This window comes from Pantoea rodasii (assembly GCF_002095465.1).
Classification (GTDB): Bacteria; Pseudomonadota; Gammaproteobacteria; order Enterobacterales; family Enterobacteriaceae; genus Pantoea; species Pantoea rodasii.
Map to the genome: position 1 here is coordinate 1 of NZ_MLFP01000031.1, position 23,641 is coordinate 23,641.

General features: G+C 43.3%; 13 protein-coding genes and 4 pseudogenes. 13 read left to right on the forward strand and 4 right to left on the reverse strand.

The features are described from left to right. Positions 1-532 precede the first annotated feature (532 nt). From HA45_RS22105 to HA45_RS22130, 6 genes are all read left to right on the forward strand, one after another. On the forward strand, positions 533-1,069 hold the full coding sequence (locus HA45_RS22105) for a spore coat protein U domain-containing protein (RefSeq protein ID WP_158087329.1): 537 nt from the start codon (positions 533-535) through the stop codon (positions 1,067-1,069). A 6-nt stretch (positions 1,070-1,075) separates the two neighbouring features. After that, a complete protein-coding gene (locus HA45_RS22110; RefSeq protein ID WP_100700182.1) occupies positions 1,076-1,552 on the forward strand; it encodes a Csu type fimbrial protein in 477 nt (158 codons plus the stop codon). Between the two features lie 322 nt (positions 1,553-1,874). Beyond that, positions 1,875-2,282, forward strand: a complete 408-nt coding sequence (locus HA45_RS22115) for a fimbrial biogenesis chaperone (protein WP_128599055.1) — start codon at positions 1,875-1,877, stop codon at positions 2,280-2,282. Positions 2,283-2,304: 22 nt separating this feature from the next. After that, entirely contained in the window at positions 2,305-4,572 is a 2,268-nt protein-coding gene (locus HA45_RS22120; protein WP_100700180.1) for a fimbria/pilus outer membrane usher protein, read from the forward strand. Positions 4,573-4,583: 11 nt separating this feature from the next. Next, entirely contained in the window at positions 4,584-5,189 is a 606-nt protein-coding gene (locus HA45_RS22125) for a hypothetical protein (RefSeq protein ID WP_128599056.1), read from the forward strand. Then, a complete protein-coding gene (locus tag HA45_RS22130; protein ID WP_128599057.1) occupies positions 5,186-5,662 on the forward strand; it encodes a Csu type fimbrial protein in 477 nt (158 codons plus the stop codon). Before HA45_RS22125 ends, HA45_RS22130 begins: the two co-directional genes overlap by 4 nt. Before the next feature lie 1,162 nt (positions 5,663-6,824). Here HA45_RS22130 and HA45_RS22135 read toward each other — a convergent pair. The 3 genes and pseudogenes from HA45_RS22135 to HA45_RS22145 form a co-directional block, all read right to left on the reverse strand. Further along, positions 6,825-9,937 (reverse strand): annotated as a pseudogene (locus HA45_RS22135) (efflux RND transporter permease subunit). A gap of 1 nt (position 9,938) precedes the next feature. After that, positions 9,939-11,101, reverse strand: a pseudogene (locus HA45_RS22140) (efflux RND transporter periplasmic adaptor subunit). A gap of 762 nt (positions 11,102-11,863) precedes the next feature. Continuing rightward, entirely contained in the window at positions 11,864-14,245 is a 2,382-nt protein-coding gene (locus tag HA45_RS22145) for an autotransporter outer membrane beta-barrel domain-containing protein (protein ID WP_100700176.1), read from the reverse strand. Between the two features lie 780 nt (positions 14,246-15,025). Here HA45_RS22145 and HA45_RS22150 point away from each other — a divergent pair. Beyond that, positions 15,026-15,253 carry a FeoA domain-containing protein gene (locus tag HA45_RS22150; protein WP_100700175.1) on the forward strand — a complete coding sequence of 76 codons (228 nt, stop codon included), beginning with the start codon at positions 15,026-15,028 and terminating at the stop codon, positions 15,251-15,253. Then, complete coding sequence (gene feoB / locus HA45_RS22155; RefSeq protein WP_100700174.1) at positions 15,250-17,568, forward strand: Fe(2+) transporter permease subunit FeoB; 2,319 nt, start codon at positions 15,250-15,252, stop codon at positions 17,566-17,568. The genes HA45_RS22150 and feoB overlap by 4 nt, the downstream gene beginning before the upstream one ends. 1,076 nt (positions 17,569-18,644) lie before the next feature. Here feoB and HA45_RS22160 read toward each other — a convergent pair. Beyond that, positions 18,645-19,022: a hypothetical protein gene (locus tag HA45_RS22160; protein WP_100700173.1), complete on the reverse strand. Its 378-nt coding sequence runs from the start codon at positions 19,020-19,022 to the stop codon at positions 18,645-18,647. 1,107 nt (positions 19,023-20,129) lie between these two features. Here HA45_RS22160 and HA45_RS22165 point away from each other — a divergent pair. The 5 genes and pseudogenes from HA45_RS22165 to HA45_RS28745 form a co-directional block, all read left to right on the forward strand. Then, positions 20,130-20,927: a fimbrial protein gene (locus tag HA45_RS22165; protein ID WP_128599058.1), complete on the forward strand. Its 798-nt coding sequence runs from the start codon at positions 20,130-20,132 to the stop codon at positions 20,925-20,927. A 32-nt stretch (positions 20,928-20,959) separates the two neighbouring features. Continuing rightward, positions 20,960-21,462, forward strand: a pseudogene (locus HA45_RS22170) (CS1 type fimbrial major subunit). Positions 21,463-21,533: 71 nt separating this feature from the next. After that, positions 21,534-22,010 carry a hypothetical protein gene (locus HA45_RS22175; protein ID WP_128599059.1) on the forward strand — a complete coding sequence of 159 codons (477 nt, stop codon included), beginning with the start codon at positions 21,534-21,536 and terminating at the stop codon, positions 22,008-22,010. Between the two features lie 218 nt (positions 22,011-22,228). Beyond that, a complete protein-coding gene (locus tag HA45_RS28430; protein ID WP_280174524.1) occupies positions 22,229-23,176 on the forward strand; it encodes a TcfC E-set like domain-containing protein in 948 nt (315 codons plus the stop codon). Next, positions 23,161-23,641, forward strand: a pseudogene (locus HA45_RS28745) (TcfC E-set like domain-containing protein); the annotation flags it as partial. The gene HA45_RS28430 and the pseudogene HA45_RS28745, both read left to right, overlap by 16 nt.

The window sequence follows — 23,641 nt, forward strand, 5'->3', positions numbered from 1 at the left end:
AGGCTGACTGCCTGGTACAGAAAAAATTTTTTGGAGGAGTACAAAGATAAGAGTGTTGCGTAGGCAAAAATCAAAAAAAGGTCATAACAGTTGCGCAAGCTATCGGATAGTTAAAAAGTCGTTTATCAGAAAAGGTTTTGTTTAAGGACGTGGCGAAAATGTTCAAAAATGAGCGCCAACGTAAAAGATGATAATTATCAAAATATACATTTTTTATATTTTTTCTTAATTGGCTTCACTAATAAATCACATTAAGTTGATCTAAATCAATATATTTTCAATCGATGTGTATAATCCCCTAGTAAATAATAAGCAGGATAACAAATTAAAGTATACGTTAAGCAATTTTTTAATTTTCAAACAATTCATACACCTAAATAGTATTCATGGTAAATCAAATCAATTTAATCGATCAATTAAAATTACATTGATAGTGTAATACTATCACAATGTGTAAATTGATCGTTTTTGACAATTGATCGCAGGCAAGGTTAAATATGATTTATTCAGGCTAAAGAAAAAGATGAACCTTGTGAAAAAATTTGTTAAAACAAAAAGGAATGAAACTATGATAGTGAATCAAAATATAAAGTCCGCTGTTTCCGCTGCAGTTGCCTTAACAATTTTACCTTTCCACGTTTTCGCGGATCCAGCATCAACCACAACGCTCACTGCAACGATTCCTGTAACAATGACTGTCAGTCCGGGTTGTGCAATATTTAGCTCAAGTAATTCGGAAATTGCTAATGCGGGTGAAGCCCTGTCGCTAAATTTTTCTGGCAGCAATTTTACTCAGAAAGCGCAAGGTAGTTTTACTGTTAAATGTACAAATGGAACGGATCCGGCAGTAAGCCTGACAGATAATAAAGATTCATGGTCAATGCAAAATGGTAAGACAATTGTACCTTATACAATAAGCAGTGATGAAGCTGGTAAAAACATAATTGCACCTGGCGGGCAGTTAACACTTGATAATGGGATTGTGAGTCTATTTGCGTCTGCTACCGTGCCTCAGAACGCCGCTACAGGAACCTATAAAGATGATTTAACTGCAACAATTAGCTGGTAAGAATTAATGTACAGAGGGTTTATATGTCTTCTTATTTTTTATAATTTCTCTGCCAGTGCAAATGAGGTTCAGAGCACCTTTAATGTAATAGCAAATGTATCAAATGGTTGTGAATTCATTAACGAAAGTGCACTTAGCGTCACTTTTCCGGAAGTATCAGCGGGAGATAAAAATAGCTCCGCTTATCTTAACTTCGCACTAAAGTGTACACCGGGAGTCCTGGCAAAGATTTCGTTTAATGCAGGTGAGCATTCTGTGGGTGCCGGCTCAAGAAGAATGTTATCTGAATCAGACGGTAAAACCTCTGTGCCCTATTCCATTGAACAAATTAACGATGGGAGCGAATCACTAATCAATGGCGGAACAGTATCCGTACCTGATTATGGGAATATAAATTTTAAGTTTTTTGCAGATTTATCAGATTTATATAATTTATCTCCAGGCAGTTATAGTGATAATCTTATTATGACAATCTCCTGGTAAAAGGTGATAGTTTTGAAATTAGTTAACAGCATTTTAGCTATGGGTTTTTTAATCCCTGTGATGGGGTATTCGCAGGCTAACCTGGAAATATGGCCTGTTACATTGACCTCCTCAAGTAATAAAACGCCGGTATTGTGGATAAAAAACCTGTCCACAAAATCTTCTTCACTACAGATAAGGGTATTAAACTGGAAGCAAAAAAAAATGAGGATATCTATTCAGAGCAAAACGCGGTATATCCTCAGCCCTCTTTTTTAGTTATTGGGCCCGCTGAGCAGATACCCGTCAGGTTTTTGGTATAGAAGAAAAAGGAGAAAAAGAGTTGTCCTACAAGGTAGTCATAAGCGAGTTGCCCGTTTACTCCGGAGTGGAAAAACATAAAAAAAATAGCATAAGTATACTCATGCAATATGTGATCCCTTTTTTTGTTTATCAAAATAACGTCAGCAATTTGATTTTGCCCGGATCAGACGGCATACCTAAAGAGAAACATCAAATTGACATATCAAAAATTGATGGAGAGCTTTACCTGAAAAATATGGGCGTGACTCATATTAAGGTAGACAAATTAACACTATGCAACCTTAAACAAAATTGCCAAAGTAAAAAAATGCCTGTCACTTATATTTTGCCGGGCTCTGATAGAAAGTTAACTCAAGTTAATAATAAATTTGAAAGCGGATACTTAAAAATATCCAGTGGTAATTATAAGGAATCTTTCAGCTATTAATATTTGCGAGTTCTATATAAAAATGGATTATGTTAACTCAATACCTCAGTACCACCTGGCTGCCGATGATTACTTATTCAATGTCATTGAGAATGGTGAGCAGATCAGCATGCCTGTGATGCTCAGAACGGAACGCGGTAGCTTAAAAATAAAAAACAGCGAACTAACAAGATTACATATTCCATATAAACCCTCAAAGGAGGGGTATATTTATCTGGCTGAAATAAAACATTTGAAATTTACAGTAGATTACAAAAATTCTTTGCTGAAGATAACTGTACCAGAAACCTGGTTACCCGTTAATAAATTAACATTAAAAGACTCATGGACTCAGGGATTCTATTCTACCAGTGTTACACCCGGGATGTTCCTGGATTATAATTTATACAATGAAAATCATACCGGAGAACGATACTCTTCCGCTTGGCTGGATGCCAACTATTTCAATCATTACAGTTATCTTAATATATCAGGCAGATACTTTCGCACACAAGAGGGAAAATCTGATTTTCAGCGCTTTATCAGAGAAAGTACCAGTTGGGTGTTGAGCGATCGAAAAAATTCCAGGAATATTGTTATAGGCGATATGCAAAGCACATCAAATAACGGTTTTGATGGGGTTTATATGGGAGGTGTACAGTTTAAATCTAACTTTTCACTCAGGCCGGATGTGGTCACTTATCCTTCAATATCTCTGCAGGGAACAGCGGCTACGCCTTCAACCTTAGATTTTTTTGTTAATGGCTACCGTAAAACAGAGCAAAAGGTGGGTTCAGGCCCTTATGTTATCAACGACATTCCTTTTATCAACGGCAACGGTACAATGACCGTTGTTACAAACAATTCAACCGGCCAGAAGGTTTCAACTACAATTCCATTTAATGTCAAGACTGATATGCTAAAACCGGGATGGAATGATTATAATTTATCAACCGGATGGCTAAGATATAACTATGGATTGGCAAATTCGGAGTATAAAGATTTTGCAGTCAATGGATACTGGCGTCGTGGGTTAATTAACTGGCTGACATTAGTTACTCATGCCGAAGAGGCTTCAGGACTTCAGGATGGCGCTCTTGGTGGCCAGTTTAATTTAGGCGAGTATGGAAGCTTGGACGCCATTTACCAGATTAGTCACGACAGGAAAGGCTCCGCATCTAAAAGTTATATAGGCTACAGCAAAGACTTCGGTTTTGGCTCTGTCAGCATGAGCCATATAAATAGTGTATCAGGCTTCAGAGATTTAGCCAGCTATGATTATGATGCAGACTTTCACGCCATTACCGATCAGGTCTTTTATTCACAATCGCTGGGAGACAGGTATGGATATTTAGGGATGGGTTTAATTCATCAAAATTTTGATCACATTGATGAACACAACATACTAAACGTCTCCTATAGCAACGTCTTTTTTAATGATTTATCAATTACTTTTTCATTTAGTCATGAAGCGTCCTCAAGAAAGAACGACGTGTTTATGGTCGGTTTTTCACTTCCTCTCGGCTCGAATACGGTAATCAGTCAACAAAATCAGTTCACAGAGTACGGAGGGAATTACACCACTTCAGTGTCTCACAACAGCAATAATAAAACAGGAATCGACTGGAGTGGATCCATCACACGTTCTCCACAACTGCAGGGAAGATCGCTATACAAAAACTTCTCGTCAGACTGGAAGGGTGACAAATTCACCGCAGGTGGCGGATTCTATGGTGAAGACCAGATGTCCTACTGGGAGAGTCTTTCCGGCAGTGTTGTTTTCATGAATAATTCCATTTCATTCGCGCGTCAGACAGGTGATTCTTTTGTTAAAGTTGACACGAATGGTATTTCAGGCGTTCATTATTTCGCTAATGGTGTAGAACAGGGTGTTACTGATAGCAATGGATATGGCTTCATAAGTGACCTTTTACCCTATCAGGATAATTCTGTAACAATATCTCCGGAATCACTTCCATCAGACGTGCTCTCTGAGAATACATCAGAGAGAGTATTTTTACCGAGCCATGCTGGTTATAACGTTTATTTTGATTTGAAGAAAGCAGACAGCCTTGTTAATCTCAGATTGAAACTTTCATCCGGTATCAATCCGCCAGTCGGTTCTATCATGTATGATGCCGCAGGAAATGACATAGGTTTAGTCGGTTATTCAGGCCTGGTGCAGATAAAAGATCAGTCATCAGGAGATACTATCTATGTGAGAAAAAACACTATGCCCGAGTGTAGCTTCATAATCCCTAAGAGCAGGTATTCTGGTGTAGAAGATGTTTTGTGCATTAAGGCTAAATGATTGGGTTAAACATGAAATTACGTTTCAGAATTATTTTCCTGATGATTATCGCGAACGCTTTTTTTTGTAAATCTGCGTTATCTTATTCGATGAACTGGAGCTATGCCTGCTCTATCCACTGGGATGATGTTATTCCGGACATAATGCAAGGGGCGCAAGTTTCCCCGCTTGATTTAATGGAATCTGACCATCAGGTTGACATCACAACGCATGTATGGTGTTACAATGATGTGAATGACGTTAATAATGCCGGTCAGCACATCGGTGCAATTGCTCAGTCGCAAACCACGCCTGGAAACAATCTCGCCTTGCGCAGTCTGGATCCTCAGCATCAGGACTCTACTATTCCCTTCGAAGCTTGCCTTGGTCTGCGCTCTCAGGAGGCAAACGTATGTCTTCAGAATCTGAATTCACATGTTGAATATGACTGGGGAGACGGTCAAAAACCTTCACTTGTCCCGGAGTTTCTGATGCCACTGAAAGATGGTGATCCCACCGACCCCGAAGGCTCACATGGATTGTTGGGTAAGTACAACTACATTGCACATGTTCATTTGTATATTGATCGGGACAAAATAGTAACCCCCCCGTCCCAGGTGATTATGAAGATAGCGTGAAAGTACTTTTTAATGGCAATGTTTCTTCCGGTATAAGTTTCTTTATGGCCCCGGACCAACTGGATATCACCGCTGATAATAACCCCCTGCTTCAGGTGTACGCGCATTTTGTCTCCGCATGCCGCATTGATTCATCTCCAGACGTCATTTTGAATGGTTCCTTTTCTTCTGATATGTCGGCTGTACAAAATATTGGCATCACCTGTACCAACGGCACTCCCTTTAACGTTACTTTTACTTCTGCTAATCAGAATGGGAATGTATTTACGATGCTCTCAGCTGATAAAACCAAGCAGATTCATTATGGTATTTTTTCAGACAGCAATTTTTCGACACCATGGCAATCCACTAAAAATTTTACAGGCACTGGGAAACTGGAAACTATCCCTGTATATTACAAAACAAACTCTAATCAGGAAAATCAGCCTTCCGGACAATACACGGATATTGTTACCCTGACTGTTACTTACTGACAAGATAACCTGTTTTATTCTGGATTGGCTCAAATATTCTCATACACCCTTTAACCTGTTACTGGTCGCCGCCACAATTTTTTTGTGGCGAGCGATATCTCAGTTCACTGTGCTGATGCCATAAATCGTAATGTTGACGGTGTTCGGAAGTTAGTCCTATAATGGCTTGGCATGAGAAAGTGAAGTAACGATCAGCTCCAAGCTAAATAATAATTATTATTGCTAGTGCGTGAGCCTCTCATTTTTTCCAAGGTCTTGTATTTTTCGTACTGATTGTCACTTCTTCAGATACAAATGGGGTATGAAGATGGATGTTACAGCATTGCATAGCCTGTAAAAAAAAGAAGCAATCATCACATAACCAGAAAATGTAGTGACTGCTGAGACAGCATATCTGCGGAAAGGTAATTAATCTTCTAGAAAACTCACAAGAGAGAATCCGTCTCAGAATTAATACATTAAGAAATAACTTACTAAATCAGTGCGCAATAAAATTCCATTCATAATGTGAATAAACATACCACTTGCAGATTTCGCACTCCAACGCAACAATTACCACCAATTTTTGCCAAAAAATTTTTTTAAACAAAGAATAAGTAGCGTACTTAAATTAATATGCGTCTAATAAAAAATTCAATCTGGATTCATTACCTCTGATTGATTAACATCTCTTAAAATTGTAGAGATGTAAGAAACTATTTGTAATTAAAAATAGTGATTACGCAATTAACCATAGACGATTCTTTAATACACTCTCTTTTATCTTTATTCCATTGCGAAATGGTTTATTTTTATTATGTCATAATTATTTCTCAGCAAGGAGTGCTGGAAAGTGATTTGAGTGCCAGTAACTTGTCGAACTTCGACGACGCCCCGCTGTAGGGGCGTTTTTTTATCCTTTTATAATATAAAAATGGGAACTTATACAATCTTGTTGAAGAAACTCATTACCACTCGTCAGAGATAAGGTCAGGGTGGCCGTATTCAGGCCGTTATTCAATCAGCACCAGACCCAATTAAGAGCCATTAGCGTAGCTTCCGCAATATTTTTACGCAAAGCTGTCATTCCACAACTTTGCCGGGCCATGATTTTCCCACTAAGTTATAGATTAACAGCCTGCTGTTTAATAAAGAATCACCTGACCTTTTATTACTCATTAAGCTACTTGTTCGCAAAAAATTTGCGAACAAGTACATAAAATAATGGTACAAAGAAGATTGCCAGCAATGTCGCAGTCAATGTACCACCGACAATGCCAGTCCCAATTTCAATACGACTATTAGCCCCCGCACCTTCAGAGATGGTGAGTGGAATAAGGCCTGCCGTAAACGCCAAAGAAGTCATGATGATCGGGCGCAAACGGATTTGCGCCGCATTAATCACAGAGATGAGAAGATTTTCACCGTTTCTATAACGATGGTCGGCGTATTCAACCATCAATATTGCGTTCTTCGTCGACAAGCCAATAATGGTGAGGAGTGCAACCTGAAAATAAATATCATTTTCCAGACCACGCAGGATGACTGCCAGTAAAGACCCGATTATGCCTAGCGGTACAACCATCATCACACAGCACGGTACAGCCCAGCTCTCGTACAAAGCGGCAAGACACAGGAATATCACAATCATTGAGACGGCATACAATAGCAGGGCCTGATTTCCCGAACGTTTTTCCTGATAGGATAGTCCAGTCCATGAATATGTCGTCCCAGCCGGTAATTTTGTGGCCATTTTTTCCATCGCGTATATGGCCTCGCCTGTACTCTTTCCTTGCGCGGCTGAACCATCGATCTCAAAAGAGAGCAGTCCATTAAAATTTGTAAGAACGTCGGGGCCGTAGGCCCATTCTGATGATGAAAACACTGAGAATGGCACCATAACAGCGTTACTCCCGGCATGGCTCGCCCGCACGTACCATCGTTCAATGTCCTCTGGCTTGCTGCGGAATTGTTGATCTCCCTGAAGATAAACTTTTTTGACGCGATTATGGTCGTTAAAGTCATCAACGTAAGTTCCTGCAATAGCTGAAATCAACGTATTATTAATATCACTTATCTCCAAGCCCAAAGCCTTTGCCCTAGCATCATCAGTTTTAACAATTAATTGCGGCAAATCCGGCAAAGAGTTAGCGCGAACAGCATTGAGAACCGGATTATGGTTAGCTTCACAAATTATTTTATCACGGATTTTCAAAAGCTGTTCACGATTTATATTACCCCCCCCCTGTAATTCGAAATTGAAACCATTAGACTGCCCCAGCCCGGAAACAGATGGAGGTGACAATAAAAATATCTGCGCATCGCGAATTCCCGCCAGTGCTACCTTCGCACGGCGTTCAATAGCATTGACGCTGTTTTCACTGCCCTTACGCTGATTCCAGTCTTTCAACGCTATAAATCCCATCCCCACATTTTGCCCACTCCCTGTTAAGCTGAAGCCATTTATAAGCATGCTGACGTTGATATTATTTTTCTCGTTGGTGGAAAAATATTTTTGAATCTGGCGCCGCACTTCATTCGTACGGTATACTGTAGCATCTGGTGCTAGTTGATACTGGACCATAAAGTAACCCTGATCTTCGGTTGGCAAAAATCCAGAGGGAAGATGTGTGTAGAGAAATATACAACTAACCAGTAGCACTCCGTACACCAGTAAATAAACAACAGGTTTTTCACAACACGAATTACTCTGCTGCGGTATGTAGATTGAGTTTTCTCAAAGCTTCGGTTTAACCACGAGAATATACTGTTTCTCTTATTTACGTTATTATTATTCCTGAGCAGAGTTGAGCAGAGTGCCGGGGTCAGTGTCAGCGAAACAATCAACGACAGCACCATAGATGAAACAATAGTTACGGAAAACTGTCGATAAATTACACCTGCGGAGCCGCTAAAAAAGACCATCGGCATAAACACCGTTGACAGAATAAGGGTGATACCCGTTAATGCACCGGTGATCTCCTTCATTGATTTTGCTGTCGCGAGGCGTGGAGATAAACCCTGTTCACGGATTATACGATCTACATTTTCCACCACAACAATAGCATCATCGACTAACAGTCCGATTGCAAGTACCATTCCAAACATAGTAAAGGTGTTAATCGTGTAGCCGAAAATTGAAAGCATACCAAAGGTGCCTAACAATACTACGGGAACCGTAATCGCGGGGATAATCGTAGCACGGACGTTCTGAAGAAAAAGGAACATAATGATGACGACTAAAATCACCGCTTCAAGCAAAGTTTTCACCACTTCTTGAAGGGATATTTTTACAAAGCCAGTACTGTCAAGAGGATATGTAACTACATAGTCTCCAGGCATATTAGTCTTCAATTCATTAATGATTGATTTGACGTGTTCCTCGGTTGATATTGCGTTAGCTCCCGAGGCCAGTTGAATAGCCAGACCTGAGGCAGCATGCCCATTAACCAGTGCGCTGGTATCATAATTTTCATCTCCCATTTCCACGCGCGCTACATCACCCAAGTGCACCACTGCACCATCCGTCTGGCTTTTCAAGACGATATTGCAAAACTGCCCAGGCGTCTGCAGAAGCGAACGCGAACGTACTGTTGCAACCAATTGTTGCTGCCCGCCTGATGGTTGTGCGCCCAGTTGTCCTGAAGATACAGAGGTATTCTGGCTTTTGAGTGCGGTAGCAACGTCAGACGGCATCAGTGAAAAGCTTGCCAGCTTGCCAGGGTCAAGCCATATTCGCATTGCATGTTCAGAACCAAACGCCTGAACTCCTCCTACACCGTTCACGCGTGCTAAGGGGTCCTCGATATTACTGATTAAAAAGTCAGCAATGTCGGACGAACTGCTTTTATCAGACTGGTCATACACTGCAAGGATCATCAGAAAGTCATTCTGGGCCTTTTCTACCGCCACACCCTGGGCTGTAACGGCTGCGGGTAAGCGGCCTGATGCTTGCTGTACTTTATCCTGCACCTGAACCTGAGCGATATCGGGGTTTGTACCGTGCCTGAAATACAGCATTATGTTTACCTGACCAGTCGATGCGTTACTGGAGGAGCTGAAATACATCAGTCCATCCAAACCAGTGAGTTGCCGTTCAATGACCTGAGTAACACTACTTTGCAGGACCTCGGCCGAAGCGCCGGGATAATTGGCGTGGATACTGATTTGGGGGGGGGCAACGTCGGGATATTGTGCGACAGGCAAAGCTGAAATGCTCAGAATGCCGAATAGCATAATACAAATAGCTATCACCCAGGCAAAGACCGGGCGGTCAATAAAGAACCGGGCCAGCATATCAGTTGTCCCCTGGTTTTGTAGCGATATTACCTGAGGATACTTCTACCGCTTTGACAATCATCCCAGCTTTCACTTTTTCCGTTCCTTCAACAATGAGTCGGTCGCCTGTGTCAGACCTGAAGAAATCAGCCACTCGTTGCCTATAATTTGGTCAGTTGTAACATCCCTACGTTCAACCTTGTTTCTTTTGTTTACGATCCACGCGGTGGCATGACCATTAACATCCCGATTAATTCCCGGCTCCGGTGCTAAAATTGCATTTTTTTTCAACCCGTAAGGCAGGGTAGCCTCTACAAACATACCAGGCAGTAACAGATGTTGAGGATTGGGGAAAATGGCGCGAAGTTTAACCGTATCGGTATTCTCATTAACTGACACTCCTCTTAACTCGAGTTGACCTGAATATGCATAACTACTTCCATCTTCCAGTTTTATCTGCACTGTAACAGGCTCAGGATCATCGTGCAGATGCAACTCACATTGCTGACGCTTGAGCTTCAATAGCTGAACGGCAGACTGTGAAAAATCAGCATAAATCGGGTCAAGAGCACGTATCGTTACCAGTGGTGTAGTCTGATCGGTTGTCACCAGAGCACCTTGCGTCACCGAAGATATACCAATGATACCGTCAATGGGGGCCTTAATTTTTGTTTTGCTCAGGCTTATCTGTGCTTTTTCCAGAGAAGCGCGGCATAGTTCAACCATGGCATTATTTTGCAGAAATGCCGCTTCAGCATCATCAACATCCTGCTTTGAAATGAATTTTTTACTGACCAGAGTTTTTAAACGATTAAGTTTTAATTCATTACTTTTCTTCAACGCAATGGCACTTCTGAGTTGTGCCAGAGATTGATCATAACTGGCCTGATAGCTGGAATCATCTATCTGATATAAAACCTGACCCGCTTTTACATTGTCACCTTCCTCGAAAAGTCTTTTGAGAATGATGCCTTCCACCTGTGGACGGACTTCGGCTGTCATATATCCAACAATTCGTCCAGACATGCTGTTCGACAGTAATATATTACGAGACTGTAAGGTTTTAACCCCGACAGAAACCCTATAGCTTTTGTTCTCAGTTTTTTTGTTACAGCCAGCAACAAAAAGCGCAACGATGAAAAGGATGGCGGAAAATTTAAAGCCAGTTAAACGTAATTGCATTTAAATACACTCTCCTAAAAAAAATGTAAAGAACGCATCAAAAGGCGTGATAAATACCTTCAACTCAGGGTAGTTAGTGCAAATCATAACATTTTTGATTTTACCCCCCAGAACCCGCAAGTTGAATCAACATGAAAAGCAGGGTTTTTCATGGTGTATCCTAAATATTTGATGCATGCTTCGATGCTCAAACAAGGGATTAGGTATGGGTGATTAAGTGTGGTCTGTTAAACTTCATATCTCCGAGCCGTAGTGTTTCTGTAACAATATAGCGAAGCGAGTATAAAAATATTGAATATTAAAACCTTGAAAACTAAAAGTGGATGGCTTCATAAATACCACTTAAAGATTAAAAGACAACCATCAATCCTTAAACCATTTTAATGAGAGGGCAACAGGGGCAAGGTACTCATGAGTTGGTTAAATGAAAATAGTTCAAAAATTTAGCACCTTTTTAAAACTATTATGGATATAAAAATCCGCCTATTGTCTTTTTATACAGACTGCATTTTTAGAATACAGATTCAGAAAACATTAATATACTAAAACCGCAAAAATTATTAATAGCACCCGTGACAAAAGCATTAAAAAATTATACTTTCAGTTTTATTATAGACATCAATGCAGACCTAATGACACACCGGTCAAACTTAATAACAACCACTAATCAATTTTTTATATTTTATTAATAAACCAGCAGTCTGATGAAAACCGCTGGCCTGTTAACTAATTAGCTAAAAATTTTATTAATTCAATTGAAAGCTAGAAAATGTACCTGATGTCCAGCATTCCTTCGGTATCCCGGTAATCCCTACCCGACATTTGCTCTGCAACAGACAAGTCAAGGGTCGTCTTTTCTGTAACATGTCCGATGACTCCGACTTTCACCTCACCGGAATTATGCATGTCATCCACATTATCAACCTGGTCAGACATACTTACACCAAAATTATCAGCACGGTGTATCCAGTTGGCCTCAATAAAAGGTTGAATAATGTGGTTATCATTCTGATTGGTTTTAGATAATCTGAGTAAAGCGCGGACACCAACTTTAGTTTCGACATCATGGTTGCTGTTTACTTTTACTTCGGTCCCATTCGCTTCAGTATGTTCATTTGCACTGATACCAGCCCATGAAACTTGTGCATGTGGTTGTAGCCAGATACTGCTTTCATTACTCATAACATTCATGATACTCATTAATTCCCATGAGTATCCGGTCTCAAATGATGCACTTAAGCCACGGGTTTTATAGTTTTCGCTTTCGAGACTTTCACCATTTACCTGATCATTAAACCAGCTATACTGAATCAAGTTATTTACATAAAGACCCGTTTTTTGGTTTTTATTTTTAAACCATTTACTATACAGTCCTACATTGTAACCGCGGATGTTTCCGTTTGCTTGATTTCCAGTCAGGATATTATGAGTCCTTGAGTTTTGGGTAGCATAACCTCCCATTGCACCAATAGAGAGACTTCCGAGATTATCAGATTTCCATTTTCCTAAATTCCCTCCCAACTGTAAAACATAGCGGTTAGAAATGTTTTCGTTCTGCATGTCAGACATCCGTGATCTGCCGTGCCCTCCAAGGGTACGTAACCACATTGAGGTCACTCGTTTTCTTCCTGTGGTTGGATCAATATACATATATTGATCTTGTATATCATTCAGTGGAAGATTGAACAATGTCCGTGCGGCTTCTAAGTTGCTTGCATAGACACCTGCCTCTGGTCGAACCATACGATCGGATTGGGGGAAGGGCTTTGGTTGGGGCGTCGGCATCACTGGGGTGAAACTTGTCAGATACCAGCTTCTGGTATCAGTACCTGAAGAATTACCTTTTTGCAATTTATAATCATACATTCCTGCAACTATACGTTTACCCTGAGAAAAGACGCCCTCTGAATTACCTTTAATCTTAATTATCTGAATTCCTTCAAGCGTCTTAGAACCAATGCCATTATTATTTATGAATTCTACAATTGTATGTCCTTCTGCATTACCATTGATAATTAATTTGTCGGTCAAAGAGGCATCGCCTGCAAGTATACCGCCAAGATAAATTTTACTTTTTTCCAGTCCGGAGTAACTCCCATTAATAATTAAATTATTTCCTGGGTGAACAGCGCTTGTATTTAATAAAATACTTCCTGAGTTTGTTATGTTCCCGTTTACACTGGCTGTTGCTGGATTTGTATCATTCAGGATGAGAGCCCCTGTATTGAGTAGGTTACCGGAAATTTTACTGCCTGTTGACATTGTGATGCTGCCTTCGTTGTCAAATGCATTATAATCTGTTGAAAGAGCTCTCCATTCAGTATTATGAAACAGTCTGAGAGCACTGTTCTTCTCAACCTTAATCCGACCAACTGCCGCATTGTTTGAGGTCGTATAAATGCCCTGATAGTTATCATCGCCAATACCAATAGTTGAATTTAGTGTCCCACTAATTGCATTATCAAACTTCGCTGAATCGGAACCCTCAATGACCAGATGGCTGTCGCCAAGATTGACATTACCATCGATTGTTCCTGCATTAAGAATCGCGCCATTTATCGAACCCCTGATGTTAAATGATTTTATCACTCCCGTATCATAGTTGATAATGGAATAGCCGTGCAATGAACTTAGTTCAGAACCTACATTGAGATTGTCAATTTTACCAGCATTTAATATTGCATCATGATATGTTTCAACCAATCCATTTATATTAACATTTTCAACCACCCCTCCATTTTCCACTGCCAGAAAAGCACCTGACCCAGTATTTTCAGTGTTATTTCCTGTCGACCACGAATTTACCCTCGCTGTGTTATTCATATAGCCGAGGTAGTTCCCCCAATGTTTAAATGATTGATTTTCTGATTTTAATGCAACGTTACCATTTAAAGTGTTGCCGGAAGTGTTACCAATTTCGCCTGAAATATATACGCCGTTGTATCGGTGCAGATCTGAATTCACCCGGGACTTGCCGGAATTAGAAACGATTGAGAAGTTATCTGAACCATGATCCTCAGCTAAAAAACCGCCCACTGGAATCGGAAGGCTGGCTTCTCTCTTTGAAAATATGGTACTCATCTCTGCTGGACGGTTTGATATAGTGCCAGGTTCTGAGATAACATGAAATGGGGCTAAGAACATAGTTTTCCCTAAAATAATAAATTACACGTTACATCTGTCATCATTTAAATTACGAGACAAATTTTCATCAAATAAATAATATAAATTAACTAACTATAGAGACTTTTAAGTTTTTTCTTTCTTGACTTACAAGTTTACGGCAATCACTTTAAACTCTTTTAATAAACCTTTCTGAAACGCAATTTTCTTTTTACGCTCTAAAATTGATTAAAATCAAATCATTCATCATTACCGTCAATTTCAACCATAATATTGCTAATAACTCACGGAAAGGCTTGACTTATGAATATTGCTTAAGTGAAAAGATTTTGTTGCACTAACTTTAATGATATCCAGGCCGAGATGGGTTTACAATGCAGCAATAAATTTAGCTTCGTAATGCTCGGCCAAAGTTAATTCTTTAGTCGCCATTATTAAATTCTTCAGAGAGAATGTGATTCTAGGTGAAGATGATTTTTTTGATTTGCAATGATTATAAGCATCGCTCTTGTATTTTTAAAGGTTGGCTCGATGCGAATTCTGAAGAGAGGACAAATATTTTGAGAGGTTTTTTTTTAAAATTTGATCAAATAATTTTAAACCTAAGGCTTCTCGTTTTAGTACGCTTTCATTCTGATAGCAATGGATCTTGTCAAGAACAGTCGCGGGTCATTTTCGATGATCAATTTATTAACTGATTGACAGGCGTTAATGTTTTAACAACTCATTAGATTTAGATCAATAACTCAATAATTATCATTCGTATGATGAACTCTAATAAGATACTCACTGGATTCAATCATGCAGATTCAAACGAACCGTGTTTACCGAATTGCAGGCTATAAGAATACAATTAATCCCGCCTGGAGGCAGAAGCTGCTGGCATTAGGTATTATTCCGGGAGCGCTTATTGATGTTATACGTGTGGCCCCGATGGGAGATCCGGTGCAAATCCGCACACGTCGCATCAGTCTGGCCGTCAGGAAACAGGATTTTGCGGAAATCCTCTTTGAGGAAATCACCGCATGAAAAAGTTAACCGTAGGCTTAATCGGTAACCCAAACACCGGCAAAACCACCCTGTTCAATCAGCTCACCGGCGCGCATCAGCGGGTCGGTAACTGGGCTGGCGTGACGGTCGAACGCAGAGAGGGACAGTTTTTTACCGCGTCATCAGATGTGCTTCTGATAGATTTGCCGGGCACGCGCTCACTGACAACCCTTTCAGCAGATGCCGCAATTGATGAAAGCATTGCCTGTCAGTACCTGTTCAGCGACCATCCCGACCTGGTCATCAATGTGGTGGATGCGTCAAACCTAGAAAACAACCTGTTTCTGACGGTTCAACTGCTGGAGCTGGGTATTCCCTGCATTCTCGCCCTGAATATGCAGGATATTGCTGCCAGCCAGAACATCAGCACGGATATCGAAGCCCTTTCCGGTCATCTCGGGTGTCCGGTGGTGTCTCTAACATCAACCCGTGGTGAGGGAATAGTCAGACTGAAGGAGGCCATCGACAGCCATCACCGTCGCGCTGCATCAAAATGGGTGGCGTATCCGCATGAAATTGAAACCGCCATCACGCGGTTGCGTGCGGTGATGCCATCATCTGTTTCGGTGCAGAAGCAGTACTGGCTGGCGTTACAGTTGCTGGAAGGCGATATCAACAGTCAGAAAATCTGTCCGGATGCGGTACCGTATCTGTCTGAAATCATCAGGGAAGCCACCATCGCTCCGGGAACGATGATTGCCGGTTATCGTTTTCGCGCCATTACAGGCCTTTGCTCCACCGTCAGTAACATCCTTCAGTCAGCGCCAGGCCATCGGCTTACGAGTCACACGGATAAAGTCTTTCTGAACCGCTGGGCAGGTATTCCGTTATTCCTGTGTGTCATGTATGCGATGTTTGTCCTGTCAATCAATATCGGCACTGCGCTGCAGCCGGTGTTTGACAGTGGTTCAGTCGCCCTGTTTATTCACGGCTCGCAATGGCTGGGCTACACCTTACATTTTCCCGGGTGGCTGACCGTGTTCCTGGCTCAGGGGATCGGTTCGGGTATCAACACGGTGCTGAAGATTATTCCACAGATTGGCCTGATGTATCTTTTTCTGTCGTTCCTGGAAGACTCCGGCTACATGGCGCGGGCAGCTTTCGTGATGGACCGTCTGATGCAGACGCTGGGGCTTCCGGGAAAATCGTTTGTTCCGCTGATTGTCGGCTTCGGCTGTAATGTCCCCTCGGTGACAGGCTCCCGAATGCTGGATACCCCGCGTGAGCGCCTGCTTACGCTCTTAATCGCCCCGTTTATGTCCTGTGGTGCGCGCCTGGCGATCTTCGCTGTATTTGCTGCAACATTTTTTGATAATTACAGCGGCAGCCTGGTGTTCTCGTTATACGTTCTGGGTATCGTCGTGGCGATCGTTACCGGGTTAATCCTGAAGCACACGCTGCTGCGGGGCGAAGCCTCCCCCTTCATGATGGAGCTGCCGGTTTACCATCGTCCTCATTTTAAGAGCCTGATGATTCAGACCTGGCAGCGCCTTAAAATGTTTATTTTCCGGGCAGGGCAGGTGATTATTCTCGTGAGTATGTTTATCGGCGTGCTGAGCAGCGTTTCATTCAGTGGTAATACGGTGAGCAGCATTAATGATTCTGCACTGGCGACCGCCAGCAAAACAATCACTCCTCTCTTACAGCCTGTTGGCGTGACTGAGAATAACTGGCAGGCCACCGTGGGGCTGGTAACAGGCATCATGGCAAAAGAGGTGGTGATAGGAACCCTCAATGCCCTTTACACCGGTGAGGACATGGAGGAGGGCAGGTTTGACCCGGGGAAGTTTAATCTTCTGACAGAACTGACAGGCACACTGACCGGGACCTGGGAAGGGCTGAAAGCTTCCGTCAGGCCTGAAGCCTTATCGAATCCCATCGAAGCCAGTAAAGGGGATGGTGAGATGACGGCCGGACAGATGGAGGCCATGAGCGTCAGATTTGGCAGCGACTCTGCCGCCTACAGCTACCTGATTTTCGTCCTTCTGTATGTGCCCTGTGTGTCAGTTATGGGGGCGATAGCACGTGAGGTGGGCAGGAACTGGATGCTGTTCTCATTCTTCTGGGGTCTTAATGCCGCATTTTCCACTGCAACGCTGTTTTACCAGATTGTGACCTTCAGTCAGCATCCGGCCTACAGCGCACTCTGTCTGTTCAGTATAATTGTGGCCAATATCATGATTATTCTGTTATTGCGTAAATGGGGAAAAAAGATAAAAGAAAACAGATTCTGTGTGACTCTGCAGGCTGATGGATCAGACTGTAGTCACTGCAAACGGTGTTGCAACCGCTAAATAAATGCGATTATACAATTGCGTGACGTATAACGCCATTTAATGGTAAGCTCATTGTTTTCCTTTTGGCACAGCATTAATAGTAGGCTTTCCAGATACCAGAAAACTAGTAAAATTGCTTATCTATAACATGGCGATGAATTACCGCCTAAATGAAAATGCCTTAACATGTTTCATTGAACCCAGATTATGTGAAGCCGCTTCATAAGCCTACCATTATGATATGGATTGCAGGAATAAAAATTGAATCAGGCTGGTTTTAGTTTGTTAGATTTTTTATGGCTGTACAAATTCCCCTTATGGTAAAGTGAAAAATCAGAATTAGCCTAGGGAAATCGTTTATGAAGTTACAGTAGGGGGCAACCGGAGAAGCTTCGCCTAAAGGGTTCAATAAATAAAATTGTATCTTAGCCGGAAGGATTTTTCACCTGGCAATGTATTCAGTTAATCTTCAAGTCCGAAACTGCCAAGTAGGAACCGACTTGATGCGCGCTATCACTATGATAATAAATGGATTTTATTCCTATGACATTAATCAGGCGCATTTTTGATGGCGTCATCAAAAATGTTTAAAGACAAGAAGCACAACAATTAAAATTCTAAGCACTGTGAATTTATGAATGCATTATCTTCTTGGCGATCATTAATGAAATGTGGATTTTTGTCAACTGAATTCAAAATAACGCCGCGCGTTATCTTATAATCCATTATTATTAAAACACCAAGTGTTTGAACAATCACGAGAAGGAAGAAAACACCATGTTAATTACATCATTACAAAAAACGTTAATTTCTTATCTAAGCAGGGAGGATAGGGGCTACCAAAATCCATTCATTAATAACATAAGAGTTCAACATTAAATATTTTTTCGGCTGTTAGCTGCATCTAAAAATTCAATACTTTCAAAACAGATCGATTTAAGTATCAAGCGCCCGATAAAAAACAATGAATTCCTTCTAAGAATCAGGGGTTATAAATAAGCATAGCAGCTGACGGCTTATCTGACAGGATAAATGGCCATCCATAGCCAAATATGCAGGGGTATTATAAAGAATCTTTACATTATAAATTAGGATTAAGCTGCCGCGACTGCTGCACCAACTGCGATGGCGAAGACGCTGACCCAGATTATCGCAACCGTAGCGGCGCTTCCCCCGACAACAGCAGCAGTTTTTCCACCCGAAAACTCCTTCTTGTCCAGAGACTTGATCTGACTGATTTGGACGATTTTGCCGTCTACGAGATTGATAGTTTTGCCGTTGACACTGCTTACTACCGCTTCTTGCTTAGTTCCATCCATCAACTCATATCGGATATTGTCTCCAGCACCTATCGCTGGTGTTAGGATAAAGTAACTATTCAGGTTTTGATCAGAAGGATGTGAAAGTCTCACACCTTCATATGAATGGCATGCGGCAAGGAATATTGAAAGTATTAGCACAATTTTTTTCATCACTGGAACCCGTTTGATTTTCCTGTGCGTATACTATACATCAAAAAAAACAGTAATTGACGTAGAGCAAGTTCTTTTTGACTTTGACAGATGTCTAATTGCATTAGAATGAAATATATGCATTCAATAACTTGAGCAAACCAAACTTATCGCATTGATTTTATTATCTTTTCATGACTTATCTGTTTTTGAAAACTGATTTAACTTTACATTGTAACCTGCCGTGATAATATGCATGTAAAATTTTAATTCATTCTGTTTTACATTGAACGTCAAGAAAAATAAAAGGTTTGTGGTGAAATATAAATTCTTCTTGAAAGACTTACTTAAATCCCGACAAATTCTTTTTGCAGCGATTATAATCTTATTTTTCACTCTCCTTTTTCTCTGGTTCTGGCGAATTTCATCTCCAGCAATCGATTATGAACTATGTCTAACCACTAAAGGCTTTAATGACACACTCGAAGTCTTGAAATATTTTCTTCGTTTCTCCTGTCGTTCAATATTTCACCTTTGCAAATAGATCAAGTGTTATTCCCCTTTTCATTTAACAAATCTACTTTGTGATTTTAAATATAATTTTGATTTTCAATATTGTTATGAATTACCTCATTTATATTTTGAAACTTATTTAAACACTTAGGTTTAATCAGCAGGAATATTCTGGCATTAGCATTAAAAAATCTAAAGTTATCAAATGTTCATCTTGTTTTTTTGTTTATTAAATGCTCCTATTCAAATCTCGATAAAACCACATCAAAAAAAATTGATCTGCGTCATTCTTTTATTAATCAGCCAAAAATTATTAAGTTAGATAATTTAATGCATTTTTTCTAACCAAGGTTTACATGATTCCATCTGATTAAAATGATAAGTTATAAATTGTTATTTAGACATTTATGGAATTTCTTTATGCATGATATTTAAACCGAATGCGTTATTACTCATACGCTATTTGACAAAATTATTTCAATTAAATCACTATCACTGATCAATAAGCAGTACATTGATAGCCCTTGACTATCAAAATATAAATATTGATCGTCATCAACGATCGGTGTTATTCTTAACTCAACGCATTGTGTTGATATCTGTAGGTTTGTAAGAATGAATGAAAAAAGGAAGTTTTATTGTTCAGTCAGCAAGAGAAGTATGTGTAAAGCTATTTTTTTCCAGCTTTTAATATTATCAGGTTCGTTCTCAGTCTTATTCTTCACGCCACCTGCTTCTGCTGGAATATCCGTTTACCCCATGACCGTGGGCGTGGGTGAAGACGGCAATGCTACGGTAAACGTTCTCTCAGGCGATACGGATACCGACTTTGTGCGCGTCAGCGTCAGTAAAGTAATCAATCCCGGCACGCCTAAAGAAGAAGAAACGAAAATTAACGATTTCACCGAAAACGACCTGGCGGTGACACCCATGAAAATGGCCATCCCGCCGGGAATGACACGCGTGGTCAGGCTGGTTTCTATTATTCCCCCTGCGCGCGAAACGACCTGGCGGGTCTATTTTGAAAGTGTTACGGCGGATGCCTTTAATAACGTACCAGCAACCGCCGCCAGGTCAAAAACAGCGCAGGTTGGGATCAGCATTGTCTGGGGAGCGCTCGTGCACGTCGCCCCTGAACACGTCGTCGCCCGCGCAAATTATAAGGCCGGAACGGGCGAATTAATTAATACAGGGACTATCAGGCTGCCGTTATCGCAAGTGGAGACCTGTGATGTCAGTAATCAATGTGAGCAAAAAAAAGTCACGGCAACGGTATATCCGGGCATGCATTTCACTGTGAAAAATATGCATTTCCGGCCTGAAAATCACTACCGAATTAAATACAAAAACTGGATTACCGGTAAGGAGGAGGAAGTATCACTGCTGCCCGAGAACCCGGGCGCAAAGCATTAATCTCTCATTTCAGTCATTAAAAGGACGTTTTCATGAAAAAACTATTTCTCATTACTTTAGCTTCAGCAGGCCTGCTATCAGCAGTCGCCGCGCAGGCCGTCCAGCAAAATATTACGGTGACGGCAAACGTTGATTCCTCCGTGGGGATCACTCAGAGCGACGGGAGCCCCCTGCCTTCCAGCATTGCCATGCAGTACATGCCCGCCCGGGGGCTTATCCCCTGGCAGGACCAGGTAAAAGTCTGGACTAATTCAAACACCGACAATATTAACGTCAGCCTGGCGACGCTACCTGTGCTGACCGACGATACAGCAAAAACACCATTCCGCTGACGGTATCCCTGAACGGGACGGCACTGGCTACCACGGCAAGTACGCTGACCTATGCCAGCATTTTCCCGGCCGGAACGACGAATGGCTCGAGCCCTCTGCCGCTTGTGATTTCCCAGACATCAGGAGATACCAATCTGGCTGCGGGCACCTACACCGGCGTCGTCAGCCTGATTCTGGCGCAGGCCACCTCCCCGAAATCCTGACAGGCCGATAATACAGGGGGCCTCCCTGCCTGAAAGAGGGGGAGACCCTTTTTCAAAGGACTGAAATTCAGATGCGTGTTCTTCCTGCCATCATTCTGACGAGCCTGATATTGCTGACCCCGCTGTCCTGTCTGGCTCTGAACGTACCCGCGGGGTTTGAAGACCTTGCCCGCGGCCAGCTTGCCTGGATCAGCGTCCGGCTTAACGGTCAGACGCTTGGCGTGCATCAGGCAAAGGTTGACCTTGAGCATATCCGGTTTATTCATCCGGCTTCGCTGAGCGTGGCGGTGCGCAAGCGATACCGTGATACGCCTGCGCTCGAAGCGGTGCTGAAGAAAACCTCGGCCGGCCGCTGGCGCGCCATGACGCGCAGGCCTGCGGCGGGCAAACCTCTTCAGCGTGCGGCATTTTACATACCCGGACGCTGGCTCTCGTTTATGACGAAAACAGCGCCACTGCCACGCTTTTCCTTGCCCCCCGTTTTGAGCCAGCAGGCCAGACACAGTCGGTTTACTATGACCTGCCAGCGGACACCGGGCCGGCGCTGATTCACCAGCAGAACATGAATTTTACGGCGGACGGCAATTACCAGTCCGCCTCGCTTCAGGGTAACGGAACGCTGGGCGTCACCCGCAGCGGCTTTCTTAACCTTGACTGGGCATGGCAGGGGCAGCGCTATGCCTCCGACATGCAGCAGAGCGCCGATGTCAGTAACGCGTATTATCGTCAGGACTTTGCTAAAAAGTACTACCTGCAGGGCGGCGTGATGGACGCCCGTGACATCTTCAGCGCCGCGGGCGGCAGTATTAACCTGAGTCAGCTTCCTCTGGGAAAGATAAACGGGGTACGGCTCGGCTCCACGCAGGCCTGGATTAACCCCGACCGGGTGGCTCACGGCACCCCGCTGACTCTGTTCCTGACGCGTAACGCTCGCGTGGACGCGTACCGGGGTGAACAGCTGCTGTCCAGCTTTTATCTGAACGCCGGTACGCAGACGCTGGACACGCGCACATTTCCGCCCGGAAGCTACCCGGTCACGCTCAAAGTCCTTGAGGATAACCGTCTGGTCAGAACCCAGACCCTCCCTTATACCGGCACGGGCGGCTCTCTGCCAGCCAGCTTCCAGTGGTTCATTCAGGGCGGCGCGATAAACCGCGACAGTGAGACCCGGGATGGTTCATCTTCCGGCAGGGTGCTGCAGGGCGGTGCCCGCTTTCCCCTGACGCAGACGCTCTCGTTCACGGCGGGCTCTGCGCTGATGGAGAGCGCCGCCTTCAGTGAGGGGGCGCTCGACTGGAGCCACGGCTTCAGCAGCGGCATGCTTGACGGCGTGATGACCTCCCGCTTCAGCTACCTGACCGGTAGCGGAAACGTGCGGGGTGATATTGAACAGCTCAGTTACAGCGACGGCTTTTCACTGTCCTTTTACCGTTCGGCCCTGCGGGCAGAAAACTGCGGCACCGGGGGGGCAGCCGGCTTTGCCGGCTGCAGTCAGAATACCTCATTGATGCTCTCCGTGCCCGCCGGCGAATGGAGCATCAATCTCGGGTGGCTGTCCGGCAGCGCTTCGAGCCGCTACGTGCTTCGTCAGGCTCTTCCGGCCTCGGATGACCGCCGTGATGCCGGGGCCCGTGGCAACAGGTCTACACCAGCCAGTACCACAGCGAAAGCTGGCAGGCGGGCGCGTCGCGCACGTTCAGCTTCGGGGGGGTGATTGCCAGCGTAAACGCCAGCCTTTTCACGCGCCGCGACAGCGGCGCAGAGAGCCGGGACAACGGTGCACTTATCAGCCTGACCCTGACGCGGCCTTCCGCCGGTCAGGGGGGAACGCGTGACGTGACGTCGGCGGGCGCTGACTGGCAGTCCGGACGCAGCGGCCAGAGCCGTCTGGATTATAACGCGGCCTGGAGCCGCTATACGGGCAATGACGGCAACTCGGGGATGGGCGCCACGCTCAGCGGCGCGCAGTCTGCATCATCAACGGCCTCAGTATGGGCGCGCAAAAGCAGTCAGTACGGCGACGGCGGACTGACCGTCAGCGACGTCTGGCAGCATACCGGTGGCGGACACGCACTCAGCGCCACCGGCAGCTACAGCTCATCACTGGTTCTGGGCGGCGGCGGAGCGGCGCTGGGCCCCTGGGGCGGAGGCACGCTGTCGTCCGCCATTGCGCTGGGCG

Excerpts from the sequence above, each read along its gene's own strand:
- feoB (WP_100700174.1), top strand. The coding sequence starts at position 15,250 with ATGAAAAAGTTAACCGTAGGCTTAATCGGTAACCCAAACACCGGCAAA.
- HA45_RS28430 (WP_280174524.1), top strand. The coding sequence starts at position 22,229 with ATGGACGCCCGTGACATCTTCAGCGCCGCGGGCGGCAGTATTAACCTG.
- HA45_RS22150 (WP_100700175.1), top strand. The coding sequence starts at position 15,026 with ATGCAGATTCAAACGAACCGTGTTTACCGAATTGCAGGCTATAAGAAT.
- HA45_RS22125 (WP_128599056.1), top strand. The coding sequence starts at position 4,584 with ATGAAATTACGTTTCAGAATTATTTTCCTGATGATTATCGCGAACGCT.
- HA45_RS22175 (WP_128599059.1), top strand. The coding sequence starts at position 21,534 with ATGCGTGTTCTTCCTGCCATCATTCTGACGAGCCTGATATTGCTGACC.
- HA45_RS22120 (WP_100700180.1), top strand. The coding sequence starts at position 2,305 with ATGGATTATGTTAACTCAATACCTCAGTACCACCTGGCTGCCGATGAT.
- HA45_RS22165 (WP_128599058.1), top strand. The coding sequence starts at position 20,130 with ATGAATGAAAAAAGGAAGTTTTATTGTTCAGTCAGCAAGAGAAGTATG.
- HA45_RS22145 (WP_100700176.1), bottom strand. The coding sequence starts at position 14,245 with ATGTTCTTAGCCCCATTTCATGTTATCTCAGAACCTGGCACTATATCA.
- HA45_RS22110 (WP_100700182.1), top strand. The coding sequence starts at position 1,076 with ATGTACAGAGGGTTTATATGTCTTCTTATTTTTTATAATTTCTCTGCC.
- HA45_RS22160 (WP_100700173.1), bottom strand. The coding sequence starts at position 19,022 with ATGAAAAAAATTGTGCTAATACTTTCAATATTCCTTGCCGCATGCCAT.